General features: G+C 63.4%; 14 protein-coding genes and 1 pseudogene. 8 read left to right on the top strand and 7 right to left on the bottom strand.

The annotated features are described in order from the left end of the window. Positions 1-116 precede the first annotated feature (116 nt). The 4 genes from ACTJKM_RS17020 to ACTJKM_RS17005 form a co-directional block, all read right to left on the bottom strand. The gene (locus ACTJKM_RS17020) at positions 117-737 is read right to left on the bottom strand and encodes a nucleoside triphosphate hydrolase (protein ID WP_057248072.1); all 621 of its coding nucleotides are present in this window, start codon (positions 735-737) and stop codon (positions 117-119) included. Further along, positions 734-1,516, bottom strand: a complete 783-nt coding sequence (locus tag ACTJKM_RS17015; RefSeq protein WP_057248071.1) for an ATP-binding cassette domain-containing protein — start codon at positions 1,514-1,516, stop codon at positions 734-736. Before ACTJKM_RS17015 ends, ACTJKM_RS17020 begins: the two co-directional genes overlap by 4 nt. Then, the gene (locus ACTJKM_RS17010; RefSeq protein ID WP_057248070.1) at positions 1,516-2,601 is read right to left on the bottom strand and encodes an ABC transporter permease; all 1,086 of its coding nucleotides are present in this window, start codon (positions 2,599-2,601) and stop codon (positions 1,516-1,518) included. Before ACTJKM_RS17010 ends, ACTJKM_RS17015 begins: the two co-directional genes overlap by 1 nt. Before the next feature lie 197 nt (positions 2,602-2,798). Further along, a complete protein-coding gene (locus tag ACTJKM_RS17005) occupies positions 2,799-3,824 on the bottom strand; it encodes a sugar ABC transporter substrate-binding protein (RefSeq protein ID WP_057248256.1) in 1,026 nt (341 codons plus the stop codon). Positions 3,825-4,221: 397 nt separating this feature from the next. On the opposite strand from ACTJKM_RS17005, the gene ACTJKM_RS17000 reads away from it, so the two are divergent. Beyond that, positions 4,222-5,454 carry an ROK family transcriptional regulator gene (locus tag ACTJKM_RS17000; protein ID WP_057248069.1) on the top strand — a complete coding sequence of 411 codons (1,233 nt, stop codon included), beginning with the start codon at positions 4,222-4,224 and terminating at the stop codon, positions 5,452-5,454. Then, on the top strand, positions 5,454-5,882 hold the full coding sequence (locus ACTJKM_RS16995) for an RbsD/FucU family protein (protein ID WP_057248068.1): 429 nt from the start codon (positions 5,454-5,456) through the stop codon (positions 5,880-5,882). The genes ACTJKM_RS17000 and ACTJKM_RS16995 overlap by 1 nt, the downstream gene beginning before the upstream one ends. Positions 5,883-5,980: 98 nt before the next feature. Here ACTJKM_RS16995 and ACTJKM_RS16990 read toward each other — a convergent pair whose 3' ends face one another. Next, positions 5,981-6,403: a DoxX family protein gene (locus ACTJKM_RS16990; protein ID WP_057248255.1), complete on the bottom strand. Its 423-nt coding sequence runs from the start codon at positions 6,401-6,403 to the stop codon at positions 5,981-5,983. A 261-nt stretch (positions 6,404-6,664) separates the two neighbouring features. On the opposite strand from ACTJKM_RS16990, the gene ACTJKM_RS16985 reads away from it, so the two are divergent. Continuing rightward, positions 6,665-7,369 (top strand): Crp/Fnr family transcriptional regulator, encoded by a 705-nt coding sequence (locus ACTJKM_RS16985; protein ID WP_058323618.1) that lies wholly within the window; start codon positions 6,665-6,667, stop codon positions 7,367-7,369. Between the two features lie 5 nt (positions 7,370-7,374). Further along, entirely contained in the window at positions 7,375-9,237 is a 1,863-nt protein-coding gene (locus ACTJKM_RS16980) for a CHASE2 domain-containing protein (RefSeq protein ID WP_058329067.1), read from the top strand. A gap of 61 nt (positions 9,238-9,298) precedes the next feature. Here the strand turns inward: ACTJKM_RS16980 and ACTJKM_RS16975 are convergent, their stop codons facing one another. Continuing rightward, positions 9,299-9,922 carry a FecR family protein gene (locus ACTJKM_RS16975; RefSeq protein ID WP_058323708.1) on the bottom strand — a complete coding sequence of 208 codons (624 nt, stop codon included), beginning with the start codon at positions 9,920-9,922 and terminating at the stop codon, positions 9,299-9,301. Between the two features lie 214 nt (positions 9,923-10,136). Here ACTJKM_RS16975 and ACTJKM_RS16970 point away from each other — a divergent pair. Both ACTJKM_RS16970 and ACTJKM_RS16965 read left to right on the top strand, forming a co-directional pair. After that, positions 10,137-10,682 (top strand): annotated as a pseudogene (locus ACTJKM_RS16970) (sel1 repeat family protein); the annotation flags it as partial. Further along, positions 10,659-10,997 (top strand): tetratricopeptide repeat protein, encoded by a 339-nt coding sequence (locus tag ACTJKM_RS16965; protein WP_306341304.1) that lies wholly within the window; start codon positions 10,659-10,661, stop codon positions 10,995-10,997. The pseudogene ACTJKM_RS16970 and the gene ACTJKM_RS16965, both read left to right, overlap by 24 nt. Before the next feature lie 133 nt (positions 10,998-11,130). Here ACTJKM_RS16965 and ACTJKM_RS16960 read toward each other — a convergent pair whose 3' ends face one another. Then, the gene (locus ACTJKM_RS16960; protein WP_034797259.1) at positions 11,131-12,165 is read right to left on the bottom strand and encodes a proline racemase family protein; all 1,035 of its coding nucleotides are present in this window, start codon (positions 12,163-12,165) and stop codon (positions 11,131-11,133) included. 198 nt (positions 12,166-12,363) lie between these two features. Here ACTJKM_RS16960 and spdA point away from each other — a divergent pair, with 198 nt between their 5' ends. Continuing rightward, a complete protein-coding gene (gene spdA, locus ACTJKM_RS16955; protein ID WP_058329068.1) occupies positions 12,364-13,170 on the top strand; it encodes a 2', 3'cyclic nucleotide phosphodiesterase SpdA in 807 nt (268 codons plus the stop codon). Between the two features lie 25 nt (positions 13,171-13,195). Next, a complete protein-coding gene (locus tag ACTJKM_RS16950; protein ID WP_440635215.1) occupies positions 13,196-13,522 on the top strand; it encodes a YkgJ family cysteine cluster protein in 327 nt (108 codons plus the stop codon). The last annotated feature ends 121 nt before the right edge of the window (positions 13,523-13,643 follow it).

The raw sequence follows: 13,643 nt of genomic DNA, 5'->3' as shown, positions 1-13,643 counted from the left end.
CGCGCGCGCGGCTTTGCAGCCGGCAGGTGCGGGTGGCGGGCGGTTACTCATGTGGTGGAACCGCGTCTCGATAACACCAATGCGCCAGGAAACACAATCCGCAATCCGACCATCGATCAGAAATCCGCAAGCACGAGATCTGCGCGTCGCTGGTGCTCGACGACGCGATGCGCGTTGGGGATGTCGTTGCCGTGGGCTTTCCGCTTCGCCGCCTCCTCCTCGTAACCGTGATCGTACCAGCGTTTCAAAAGACGCCGCTCCAGCTCCTCGATCCCCGGGTTGATAAAGATGGAGAAATCGAAGGCACCCGCGAGCTTGTTCCAGGGGGCCTCGTCGAGAAGCAGATAGTTGCCCTCCACGAGAACCATGCGTGTTTCGGGCGCAACGATCCGGGCCGAGGCGATCGCCAATTCCCGCGACCGGTCGAAAACCGGAACAAGCACCTCGCCGTCATTGGCGCGGACCGCCTGAACCGTCGACAGGAACGCCCTAACGTCAAACGTTTCCGGCGCGCCCTTGCGAGGGAGCAGGCCCTTTTCTTCCAGGACGGCATTGTCCATGTGGAAGCCGTCCATTGGCAGCACCGCCGCCTTTTCGCCGCGGGCGACCAGGGCCTCGGCGAGCGCGTCCGACAGCGTCGACTTGCCGGCACCCGGAGGGCCGGCAATGGCGACGACGAAACGGGCAGCACCAGCCGCCCGTTTCAGGATTTCGTTGGCGATCGGCTCGACGTTCATGCCGCGAGCGCTTCGCGCGGCGGCTCCTTCGCCCCGGTCATGAAGGCGACAGCATCCGACATCGTGTGCTCCTTCGGATTGATGACGCATAGCCGTTTGCCGAGACGATGGACATGGATTCTGTCAGCCACCTCGAACACATGCGGCATGTTGTGCGAGATCAGCACGATCGGCAGACCGCGGGAACGCACGTCGAGGATCAGCTCCAGCACCCGCCGGCTTTCCTTGACACCAAGTGCTGCCGTCGGCTCGTCCATGATCACCACCTTGGAGCCGAAGGCTGCGGCGCGCGCCACGGCCACACCCTGGCGCTGGCCGCCCGAAAGCGTTTCCACCGCCTGGTTGATGTTCTGGATGGTCATCAGACCGAGCTCGGACAGCTTTGCCCGTGCCCGCTTCTCCATCTCCCCACGGTCGAGCGTGCGGAAGAGCTTGCCCATGATGCCCGGCTTGCGAATCTCGCGGCCGAGAAACATGTTGTCGGCGATCGACAGCGCCGGCGACAGCGCCAGGTTCTGGTAGACCGTCTCGATGCCGGCCGAGCGTGCATCCATCGGCGAGCGGAAGTGGACTGGCTGGCCCTCGAGCATGATCTCACCCTCATCGGGCGTGACGGCGCCCGATATCGCCTTGATCATCGAGGACTTGCCGGCACCGTTGTCGCCGATCACGGCGAGGATCTCGCCGGGATAGAGGTCGAAGTCGGCATAGTCGAGGGCGGTCACGCGACCGTAGCGCTTGACGAGGCCGCGGGCTGTGAGAATGGGTTCCTGTGTCATCAGGCAGCTACCTTTCTGATCCACTGGTCGATGGCGACGGCGGTGATGATCAGCACGCCGGTGAGGAAGACCTTCCATTGCGGGTCAGCGCCCAGCATGTTGAGGCCCATGGAGACGACGCCGACGATCATCGCGCCGATCAGGGTTCCAAGGATCGACCCACGTCCGCCGAAGAGCGAGATGCCGCCGATCACGGCTGCTGTGATGGCCTGCAGATTGTAGTCGGTGACGGCTGCCGACGGCGAGATCGAACCATTGCGGCCGATCGAGACCCAGGCGGCGAGTGCGGCGATCAGCCCGGCCAGTGTATAGGCGCTGAGCAGGACGCGGCTGGTGCGGATACCGGAGAGCTTGGCCGCTTCCGGATCGTCGCCGACAGCGTAAAGATGACGCCCCCAGGCCGTGTGATTGAGCGCATACCAGAGGCCGAAGACCAGCAAGACCATCATCACCACACCGAGCGTGAACACAGCGGAGCCCACCTTGAAGCTGACACCGAAGACGTGGAGCATCTGGGTGACGGCCGTCACATCGGCCTCGCGGATCGTCGCATTGGCCGAATAGATGAAGTTCGTCGACATGATCACGTACCAGGTGCCGAGCGTGACGATGAACGGCGGAAGCTTGACCCTGGAGACGAGGAAGCCGTTGAGAAAGCCGCAGGCGCCGCCGACGACGAAGCCGAGGAAGATCGCGATCGGTGCCGGAAGCCCATAGGTCACGGCGCAGTTGCCCATGATGACCGCCGAAAGCACCATGATCACCCCGATCGAAAGATCGATACCGGCGGTCAGGATCACCAGGGTCTGCGCGGCGCCGAGGATACCGACGATGGCGATCTGCTGGAGGATGAGGGTCAGCGTGTAGGACGAGAAGAACTTCCCGCCGATGGCAATGCCGAAGATCAGAATTGCTGCGACAAGCACGATGAACGGCACGGCCGCCGGCGTCGAATGCAGGAAATGCTGGATCTTCTGGATCGCGGTCTTGTCATGCGTATCGAACGACGCGACCTGCGTCGAACTGTTGACCAGGACTTTTTCGAATTCCTGGGATGGTTGTGCGGCTGTGTTGGGCTCGCCCATGGACCTTCCTCCCGTGAACCCCGCTCCCAAGGGGTTGCGATGCAGTCGTGCACAGCCCGCCCACAAAGACGCGGGCATAAGCACTCTTAAGAAGCTGCGCGGTTTTCATCGCCGTGTCAAAGACATCGGCGCTTACGCGAAGGGCGGCCGGGGCCGCCCTTCCGTTAATGGCTCATGCGTTCGAAGAGCAAAGGCGATCAGCCCCAGCACTTCTCCGTGCCGACCTTGGTGTCGATCGACTCGACGCCGGCAGCCGGCTTGTCGGTGACGAGCGAAACGCCGGTGTCGAAGAAGTCCTTGCCTTCCGTCGGCTTCGGCTTTTCACCGGTATCGGCGAACTTCTTGATCGCCTCGATGCCGAGGGCCGCCATCATCAGCGGATATTGCTGCGAGGTGGCGCCGATGACACCTTCAGCGACCGACTTGACGCCCGGGCAACCGCCGTCGACCGAGACGATCAGCACGTCCTTCTCCTTGCCGACGGCCTTCAGCGCCTGATAGGCGCCAACGGCGGCCGGCTCGTTGATGGTGTGGATCACGTTGATGTCGGGATCCTTCTGCAGAAGGTTTTCCATCGCCTTGCGGCCACCTTCTTCGTTGCCGTTGGTGACGTCGTGGCCGACGATGCGCGGATCATCTTCGTCGCCGATCTTGTTCGGATCCTTCGTGTCGATGCCGAAGCCCATCATGAAGCCCTGGTCGCGCAGGACGTCGACCGTCGGCTGCGACGGAAGTAGATCGAGGAAGCCGATCTTGGCGGTCTTGGCACCCTCGCCCATGGTGGCGACGGCCCATTGGCCGATCAGCTTGCCGGCGAGCAGGTTGTCGGTTGCAAACGTCGCGTCGGCAGCGGTCGGCGGATCGAGCGGTGTATCGAGCGCGATCACGAGCAGACCAGCGTCCTGCGCCTTCTTCACCTGATCGACGATCGCCTTGGTGTCGGAGGCGGCGATCAGGATGCCCTTGGCGCCATCGGCGATGCAGGATTCGATTGCAGCCACCTGGCTGTCGTGGTCGCCGTCGATCTTGCCGGCATAGGCCTTCAGCGTCACGCCGAGTTCCTGCGCCTTGGCGGTAGCACCCTCCTTCATCTTGACGAAGAAGGGGTTGGTGTCGGTCTTGGTAATGAGGCAGGCGCCGACATCAGCAGCCTGTGCCGGCGCGGCGAAAACGACGCCAAGGGACAGCGCGCCGAAAGCAGCGGAAAGAACAGTCTTCTTCATGAAATCCTCCCAAGGATTGAAAATCGGGTCGGCGGACCGCCCCAGGCCACGCGACAGCAACATTTTCCTCCGTTGCAATCGACGCTTCCGAGACAAAAACAAACATTAAAATTCCGGGGTGTCAATAAATAAATCAAATTGAATTATTATTTCGATGTGGCATTCTTGGGATGACGACGCTCCGTCCGAGAAGCGGAGCGTCAGACAAATTGACAGAGTCACAGCAAGCGGAAACAACAGACCTGCGCCAAGCGGGCACCAGAGCGGAATGAGGAAAAGTGCATGCGGTTTTCCGCCTGATCCCGCTCCAGCTTTTGAGAAGCGATCACGTCTATGGTTTTGGGTCGATCCGACCCTGAACCATCGTGATCTAATGCCAACGGGAGGAGACGGTGGCATGTCACTGACAGACGGTCCTGATCGGGGACCGATGCAACCTGAGGTCATTGACCCTAGCGGCGGGGCCAACCAGACGCGCGTGCGCGCCTATAACGAGCGCCTGGTCATGTCGCTGGTCAGGCGTCACGGCGGCCTCTCCAAAGCCGATATCGCCCGGCGTTCCGGCCTTTCGGCGCAGACCGTATCGGTGATCATGCGGGCGCTGGAAAGCGACGGCCTGCTGGTCAAGGGCGATCCCGTTCGCGGCAAGGTTGGACAACCATCGACACCGATGCGGCTCAATCCGGACGCGGTCTTTTCCTTCGGCGTGAAAATCGGCCGGCGCAGCGCCGATCTCGTGCTGATGGATTTCGTCGGCACCATCCGGCTGCATCTGCATCATGTGCATGCCTATCCGCTGCCCGGCGATCTCGTCGATTTCATCATTTCCGGCATGGCGAAGCTCGAACAGCAACTCAACCCCGATCAGCGCAAGCGGATCGCCGGCATCGGCATCGCCACGCCCTTCGAACTGTGGAACTGGGCGGAGGAAGTGGGCGCGCCGCGGGAAGAAATGAACAAGTGGCGCGACATCGATCTGCAGGCGGCAATCTCGGCCCGCACCACCTATCCGGTCTTCCTGCAGAACGACGGCACCAGCGCCTGCGGCGCCGAGCTCGCCTTCGGCGTCGGCGCCATCTACCCGGACTTCGTCTATTTCTATATCGGCTCGTTCATCGGCGGCGGCGTCGTCCTGAACTCGGCGCTCTTCTCCGGGCGTACCGGAACGGCTGGCGCCATCGGCCCCCTGCCGGTCTCGGGCAAGGACGGCAGGACCATCCAGCTCCTCAAGATCGCCTCGGTCTTCGTGCTCGAAAATCTGCTGCGCGAACGCGGCATCGACCCGCGGCCGCTCTGGTACTCGGCTGACGACTGGATCGACTTCGGCGAACCGCTCGACATCTGGATCGACGACTGTGGCGCGGCGCTTGCCCAGGCTGTCGTGTCGGCCGTCTCGATCGTCGACTTCTCGGCCGTTGTCATCGACGGCGGCTTCCCACCCTGGGTCCGGGCCCGGTTGCTCGCCGCCACCCGCAGGGCGCTCTACGAGCTCGACCTCCAGGGCGTTACCATCCCTGAACTGGTGGAAGGCCTGGTTGGTAGCCACGCGCGCGCCATCGGCGGCGCCAGCCTGCCGCTCTTCTCCCGCTATCTGCTCGACACCAATGTCCTCTTCAAGGAGCTCGGCTGATGCTGAAAGGACTAAACCCGATCCTCAGTCCCGAGTTGCTCGCAACGCTCCGGGCGATGGGGCACGGCGATGAAATCGCGCTGGTCGACGGCAACTATCCGGGCCAGGAACATGCACGCCGTCTCGTCCGGCTCGACGGGCACCCGCTGATCCCGGTGCTCGACGCCATCCTCAGCGTTTTGCCAATCGACGATTTCGTGCCCGAAGCGATCTTCCGCGCCACCGTCAAACAGGACAGGGAGGCGCTGGACCCGGTGCATCAGGAGATCGTCGCGTGCTGCGCCCGGCACGAGCCCGGCCGCCGTGTCGTGCCCTTGCTCGGAGCGGATTTTTACCCGCGCGTAAGAGCCGCCCACACGGTCGTCCAGACGAGCGAGCCCAGGCTCTACGGCAACGTCATTCTGCGCAAGGGCGTGATTTATCCCTGAAATGCAAGAAGCCCGCCGAACGAGCGACGGGCTTGATGTTACTGCGGTAAACCAGAGTATGCCTTGTGCGTTGATCCCAACGCGCGGCATGTTCGGTCTCAGGCGCCGCGCTTGTCGACCGACAGAGCGCCGGGGCCGAAGACGGCGAGCACGAGGAAACCACCGGCGATCGCGATATTCTTCATCATCATCAGGCCGTTGAAGACGGTCAGCAGGCCGTTGGCTTCCGGCGGGAAGTTCGGGATGTTGATCGCTCCGCTGTGGAAGGCGAAAGCGGTGATAAGGCTGAACGCCGCAAGCAGATAGGCGGCAATCTTCGTCTGGAAGCCGACGAGAACGGCAAGACCGGCGACGAGTTCGAAGAGGCCGGCAAGGTAAGCGAGTGCGGTCGGTGCCGGCCAGCCAGCGCCGGTGATCATCTGGGCCGTGCCCGACGGATCCATCAGCTTGCTGAAACCGGACATGATGAACATGATAGAGAGGAGGACGCGTCCGATGAGGACGACAACATTCTGAGGCATGCGAGGCTCCTGTGAGAAACGGTTGTTGGCAACAGAAGTATCAGCATTTTGAAATTCATCTAGCCGCTCCGAGAGCGACAGATCGTTCAAGAAAATGAAACGACCAGCCGGCATCGTCAACCTCCGAGCTTGGCGCTTTCTGACTTATCCGCAGACAAACACGGAACTACATCGTCGGCACATCGTTCTTTTCTATTGCAAGGACGAGGCGGCTGGGCGAAGAATTTCGGCGCGGCAGGGGACGCCGCGCGGGGGCATGTCATGAACGAAATCAACAGGAGCCCGACTTTCTGGCGCTCGTTTCCGATCTTTGAAGAATTCGACAAGAATGCCATTGCCGAGCTTGCCGACATCGCGACCTACAGGAAGTGGCCGGCCGGCACCGTAATCTTCCAGCGTGGCGACGAAGGCAATTACATGATTGTCGTCATTTCCGGGCGCATCAAGCTGTCGCTGATCACGCCGCAAGGCCGGGAACTAATGCTGCGCCAGCACGAAGCCGGCGCGATCTTCGGCGAGATGGCGGTGCTCGATGGCCAGACGCGGTCGGCCGACGCAACGGCGATGACAGCGTCGGAAGGGTATGTCATCGGCAAGAAGTCGTTCCTCGATATCGTCACCAACCGGCCGGAAGCGGCCGAGGCCGTCATCCGCTTCCTCTGCGCCCAGCTGCGCGACACGACCGAGCGACTCGAGACCATCGCGCTCTATGATCTCAATGCCCGCGTCGCGCGCTTCTTCCTCGCCACGCTCCGCCAGATCCACGGCAACGAGCTGCCGGAAAGCGCCAATCTAAGGCTGACCATGAGCCAGACGGACATCGCCGGTGTGCTCGGCGCCAGCCGGCCGAAGGTCAACCGCGCCATCCAGTGGCTGGAGGAAAGCGGCGCGATCAGAAGAAACGAGGGCATCATCGCCTGCAAGGTCGGCCGCCTGCAAAGCATCGCCGATCCGGAGGAGGACTAGCGCGCATGGCCGCTGAGCCGCGCCGGCAATTGCGTTTCACTCCGCTTGCCGGCGGGTTCCTGACGAGCTTGCTGGTTGCCGTCGCCCTCTATCTCTTCGCCGAGCCGGTATTAGAAACGCAGCGCGAGCTGTTCTTCGACAGCCTGACACAGTGGATTCCCGCGCCGCAGTCGCCTGACATCATTGTGGTCGACATCGACCGCCAGGCCCATCAATCGCGCCCGTCAGGCGAATGGGACAGGACGGCAACCGCCGATCTTCTGTCGCGGCTTGCGACGGCCGGCGCCGAGGCCGTGGCGGTCGACTTCGTCTTCAGCGCCGATTGCAACACGACCGGCGACGGCAATGCGGCCCTCGCCTCCGCGCTTGGACGTGTCCCCGTCGTGCTCGGCTTTCTGATTGCCGATACGATCCAGGAGCGGCCACGTCCGGTGCCACCGCTGGCACTGAGCCGCCCCTTCGCCCCGCCCGAACTCTGGTTCCTCGACGGCGCCGAAACCTCCTGTGCCGCGTTCATGGACCGGGCGAAGGCGGCCGCCGCTTCGTTTCTCGTTGGCGACGAAGACGCGCGGATCCGGCGGGTGCAGGCCTATGCCATCCTCGGCAACGACGCCTATCCGACGCTGGCGATCGAGGCGACACGGCTGATGCGCGGGGCCGGCACGCCGATCCTCGGCGGCGCACCGGCCTGGCTGCGCATCGACGGACGGGTGATCGCGCTCGATGAAACCGGCAGCCTGCGCTTCGTCGCCAGTGCTGCGGACCGGCTCGCCGCCCGCACCGTTTCCGCCGCCGACGTGTTGTCCGGCAAGGCGGCGGCGGACCGGTTTGCAGGCAAACTCGTACTCATCGGCAGCAGCCTGCCGAGCCTCGGGGGCTTACGGCCCAGCGCCTCGATGCCGCTCGAACCCTCGGTGCAGATCCACGCGGATATCGCCAACGCGGTCCTGACCGGCTTCATACCGAAGCGCGAAAGCCGGCTTCCGCTCGCCGAGGCCGCCATGGTCCTCGTCGCCGGATGTGGTCTCGCCTTCGCGGCCGCGCGCCTTCGGCCACTGATATCGGCGGCCCTTGGCCTTATCGCCGTCGCCGCCGTCGTCGCGGCAGCAGCGTTCATCTATGACACCAGTGGCTGGCTTATCGATGCGGTCAGCATTTCGGTCGCGCTCGCCGTCGTTCTGGCGGTGACGAGCATCCTGCAATTTGCTCGGGTGCGGCGATCGGAAGCGGCGGCACGGCAGAAATTCTCGCAATACCTGCCGCAATCGGTCGTCGCCCGCTATATCGACAATCCCGGGCTTGCACGCGTGGCCGGCGAGGAACGGCAGGTGACAGCGCTCTTCACCGACATCGAGAGCTTTTCCTCCCTGTCGCAGAGACTGAAGCCGCGGGACCTCATTGCCTTGCTCGACATCTACTTTTCGGAGGTCAACGCGCTGGTGGCCGAGCACGGCGGCATGGTCGACAAGGTGGTGGGCGATGCCGTGCACGCCTTTTTCAACGCGCCCGAGGACCTGCCGGAACACGTCGACAGGGCGATCGCGTGTGCCAGAGCGATCCATGCATTGACGGAAGAGATGCGGGGACGCCCGCAGTTTGCCGCCAACAGCTTCGGCAGGACCCGGATCGGCGTCGAGACCGGACCGGCGGTGGTCGGCGAAGTCGGCGCCGGCGGCAAGCTCGACTACACCGCCCATGGCGACGCGATCAATCTGGCGGCGCGGCTTCAGGAGGCGAACAAGTTCCTAGGCACATCGATCTGCGTCGGGCCTGCTGCAGCGGCGGAAAGCAAGCAGCCGCTTCGCCCGCTCGGCAGCCACGAAATTCGCGGCTTCTCGACGATGGAGCTTTTCACGGTTTCGGAGTAAAGCGCCGCAAAGCCTGGGACACAATGCGCGGAGCGCGCTTTTCGTCGGGAGTAGCGACGGCTCAACGCGTTAGCCCGACGCTGGCATAGGCTTCCCTGATGCGCGGCTCACCCCAGTTGACGGGCTCGCTCGGGGCGTCACCGCGATGATGAAACTCCACCCCCTGCCCCGCAGCGACGATCCGGGTCACGCCGCCACGCGCGACCGAAACGCTCCCATGTTCGACGAAGACGGCAAATGCGGCCCGGCTCGGTCCGCAAAAGAACTTGGTGCCGCGCACGCCGATCATGCCGAAGGCCGTGCGGACCGCCACATCGACCTTGGGCAGGCCCTCGGGCCGATCGAACACCATGCGGCCCGTTCCGAGTTCGAGCGTACCACCCTGACCGGCGATGAAGCTGTCGACGAGCAGCTCGGTTTCGGCGCCGAGCAGCACGCGCGTATCGGTGCCGAGGTTCAAGGTCGCATAGCTCTCGACGTTCGTGCGCACGCGGTCGTTCTCGAAGAGCTGGCTACCGACCGTGAGCGGGTCGTCCTTTTTCGCCTGCTTCCGTCTAACGTCGCCGCGGACCTCCGTTGCCTCGCCAAGTGAAGGGCTTGCCCAGGAGGTGGCGACACCGCCGCCGGCCGCCGTCAGCAGCAGGCCGCCGACGACAACGCGTCGGCTCACCAGCATCTTGCGCATTGGCGCTGCCAGATCTTCCATTGCCCTCTCCCGTTTGAGCGTTGCGACCTTCGAGGATAGCCCCGGCGTTCCCGGATGCAAGCCGGCTCAAGGGCCCGGCTCTCTATGTCCCTCCGTCACTTCGCCAGAGCTTTCGCCACCAGGCTGTTCCCGCCGTAACAGCCCTCCGTGACGGTCGCCGATAAATTGATCCTGAAGACACGGGGAGAGCATCATGGAAAAGCGCAGCACATCCGGAACCCGCATCATCAATGCCCTCTTCCTGGCGATCGTCAGTCTGCTGGCAGTGGCCGCGATCGCCCTCCCGTCGGCACGCGCTGCCGATCTCTCCGCCGCCGAAGTCTGCGACCGCGAAGCGGGCAGCATCTTCGACCTGCAGCGCAACCAGACTTTCCCGGCCGTTTCCGCCGAAGACATCAGGATCGGCGTGGCGCTTTCGGCCTGCCGCGAGGCCTACAACCAGAAGAGCGGCGCCCGCACCGAATTTCAGCTCGCCCGCGTGCTCGACAAGGCCGGGCAGAAGACCCAGTCGCTGCGCATTCTCGGTGAAGCCGCCGAACATGGCCACGCGCTGGCGATGACCAACTATGCCGTTCTCGTCGGTGAACAGGGCGACACGGCAACCGAATTCGCGCTGAACCAGAAGGCCGCTGCTGCCGGCAACGTTCTCGCGGCCTACAATCTCGGCGTCTCCTACCGCGACGGCATGGGCACGCCGGTCAACGGCAAGCTGGCGATCGAATGGTTCGAACGGGCATCGCTCGCCGGCGACGACGTCGCCGCCTTCAACCTCGCGGTGATCCTGGACGAAGGCAAGCTGGTGCCGGAAGACAACGCCAAGGCTGCCAAGCTTTATCGCCTGGCCGCAGACCGCGGCAATGTCGATGCCATGGTCAATCTCGGCCTGATGCTCGAGAACGGTGAAGGCACCGCCAAGGATATCCCGGCCGCCCGTGCGATCTTCCGCAAGGCCGCCAACGAAGGTGACGCCTTCGCCGAACGCAAGCTCGCGGAACTTACCGGCAACGACGCCCTGCAGACGGCCATGCTCGGCAAGACCAGCCGCATCAAATAATCCAACACGCCTCCCAAGGGCCGCGCGGGCCGGAGATCATAGGGATCTTCGGCCCGCGTTTTCGTTTGGGCAATTCCAGAAACGGTGTGAAGCGACGATTCATTCGGAACTGCATGTTTCAAAGCAGGTCGGGTTAGCGAATTTCGCCCGCCTGCGGTCCCCAGGTATCGGTCAGCGCAAAGCCGTCGGCCAGCGGATCGAAGGGATCGAGCGCCACCTGGTGCAGGCCGAAGGTCCAGCCGCGGCCAGCAATCGTCGGGATGATCGCCTCGCGGCCGGCGACGGTCGTCACGCCTTCGAGGCCCACTTCGAACTCGGAGCCGATGATCGAGCGCGACTTCAGGACGTCGCCGACCTTGACCTTGCCGCGGGCGTGCAGCGTCGCGAGATTGGCCGAGCTGCCGGTGCCGCAAGGCGAGCGGTCGACGCGGCCCGGCCACATGGTCGTGCAGGTGCGGATCGTGCCGTCCGCCTCGACATCGCGGAACATGACGTAGGCGACGCCCTTGATTTCCGGGATCTCCGGATGGACGACGGGGATGGTGCGGTTGACGATATCCTTCAGGATCATGCCCGCTTCGACGATCTCGCGGGCGTTCGCCTTGTCGATCGTTGTGCCGATCTGGCCGACATCGACCAGCGCGTAGAAGATGCCGCCGTAGCAGAGGTCGAGCTTGATCTTGCCCCACTTCGGCGTATCGACCTCGACGTCGAGCTCATGCACGAAGGACGGGACCATCGTCAGCTTCACCTTCTCGCACCGGCCGTCGCGGCAGGTCGCAGTGGCCTTGACGAGGCCGGAGGCCGTGTCGAGCATGACCACCGTTTCGGGCTCTTTCATTTCGATGATGCCGGATTCGAGCAGCGCCGTCGTGACGCAGATCGAGTTCGAGCCGGACATGGCATGCGCCTGGTCGGCCTGGAGGATGATGAAGCCGGCGTCTGCCTCCGGCCGCTTCGGCGGCACCAGCAGGTTGACCGAGCCGATCGAACCGGAGCGCGGCTCCAGGCACAGGAACCGGCGCAGGCTGTCATCGACCGTGTTGATGTGGTTGAGCTGCTCGGCGATCGAGTTTCCCGGGATCTTCGGCACGCCGCCGATCGCGACCTTGCCGATCTCACCCTCGCAATGAACGTCCAGCAACTGGATTGTGCGCTTCCACCGCATGCAGTTTCTCCAATTCGCTTGCCGTCGCCCTAGCGGCGATCATAGCTGATATATCAGATGCGTTTGCATTAGCGCTTTCCTAGGCCCGCCGCAAGAAGAACCGCCGAGCTCCGAGAGAGTCGCCCCAAAGTTGCCGCTTGACGCGTCATACGCCGCGCGACAGCTTGGGCCACCCGCGACGCAACCTTCTGGATCTCCATGACAAAGCTGATCATCTTTACCGACCTACACATGGTGCCCGAAGGCACGACGATCATCGGGCTCGATCCCTACCAGCGCCTGGCCAATGGCATCGAACACGTCAACCGTTACCATGCGGACGCCGACCGGGTGATTTTCACCGGCGACCTCACCCACTACGCCGATCGCACCTCCTACGAACGGCTGAAACGGCTCATCGATCAGCTCACGCCGCCGGTTGCCATAACCATCGGCAACCACGATCGGCGCGAGGTCTTCCTCGACGTCTTTGCCGATACGGCGACAGACGAACACGGCTTCGTGCAGCAGGCGATCGATTTTCCGGATTGCCGCGTCATCCTGCTCGATACGCTCTTTGCGCCGCCCTATGATTATCCCACCAGCCATGTCGGCGTGCTCTGTGCCAAACGTCTTGCCTGGCTCGACCGGCAGCTTGCCGAGGCCGGCGACAAACCGGCGCTGCTGTTCATGCATCATCCGCCACACAGAACGGGCTTTACCGGCATGGACATGATCCGGCTCGCCAACGAGACGGAGTTCTACGCGCTCGTCAAACGACACGGCAACGTGCGGCATATCTTTGCCGGCCACGTGCACCGCACGATCAGCGGCTCCAGCCGCGGCATTCCGTTCTCGATCTTCAAGAGCCCCGTGCACCAGCAGCCGATGCCCTTCGACACACCCGATACGTCTCTGTCTGTCGACGAGCCGGCGGCCTACGGCATCGCCGTCGTGACCGACGATGGCGTGCTGGTGCATACGGAAGACTACGAGATTGCCCGCCGTGACGCGACCATCGCGTGAGGGCCATTTCGGACAGCAGACCTTCATGCTAGTTTGGCGCATGACCCATTCCGCTTCCGACGACATCTTCGATTGCCAGAGCTGCGGCGCCTGCTGCGCCTATTCGGCCGACTGGCCGCGCTTCTCGCTGGAGACGGACGAGGAGCTCGACCTGATCCCGGCGGAATATGTGTCGACCGATCTCGGCGGCATGCGCTGCGAGGACGATCGTTGCTCCGCACTCGGCGGCAAGCTCGGCGAGCACGTCGGCTGCAAGATCTATGCGATCAGGCCAATCGTCTGCCGCACCTGCATGCCCGGCGATGACGAGTGCCTGATGGCGCGCGAGAAGCATTTCGGTAAGGCAGCCTGATCTCTGATCATCCGGTGATATCGCGAACAATCCGCATTGTCTCCGGTAATGTTCGGCCGTAGCGGTGAAACATTCCGCAAAAGACAAAAAATGCCGGATGGATGTACGGCGAAAGGAAGCG

This window comes from Ensifer sp. 22460 (assembly GCF_052044935.1).
In the GTDB taxonomy this organism is placed as follows: Bacteria; Pseudomonadota; Alphaproteobacteria; order Rhizobiales; family Rhizobiaceae; genus Ensifer.
Note: the sequence above shows the minus strand (reverse complement) of the source record. Positions and strands in the feature narration are given on the sequence as shown.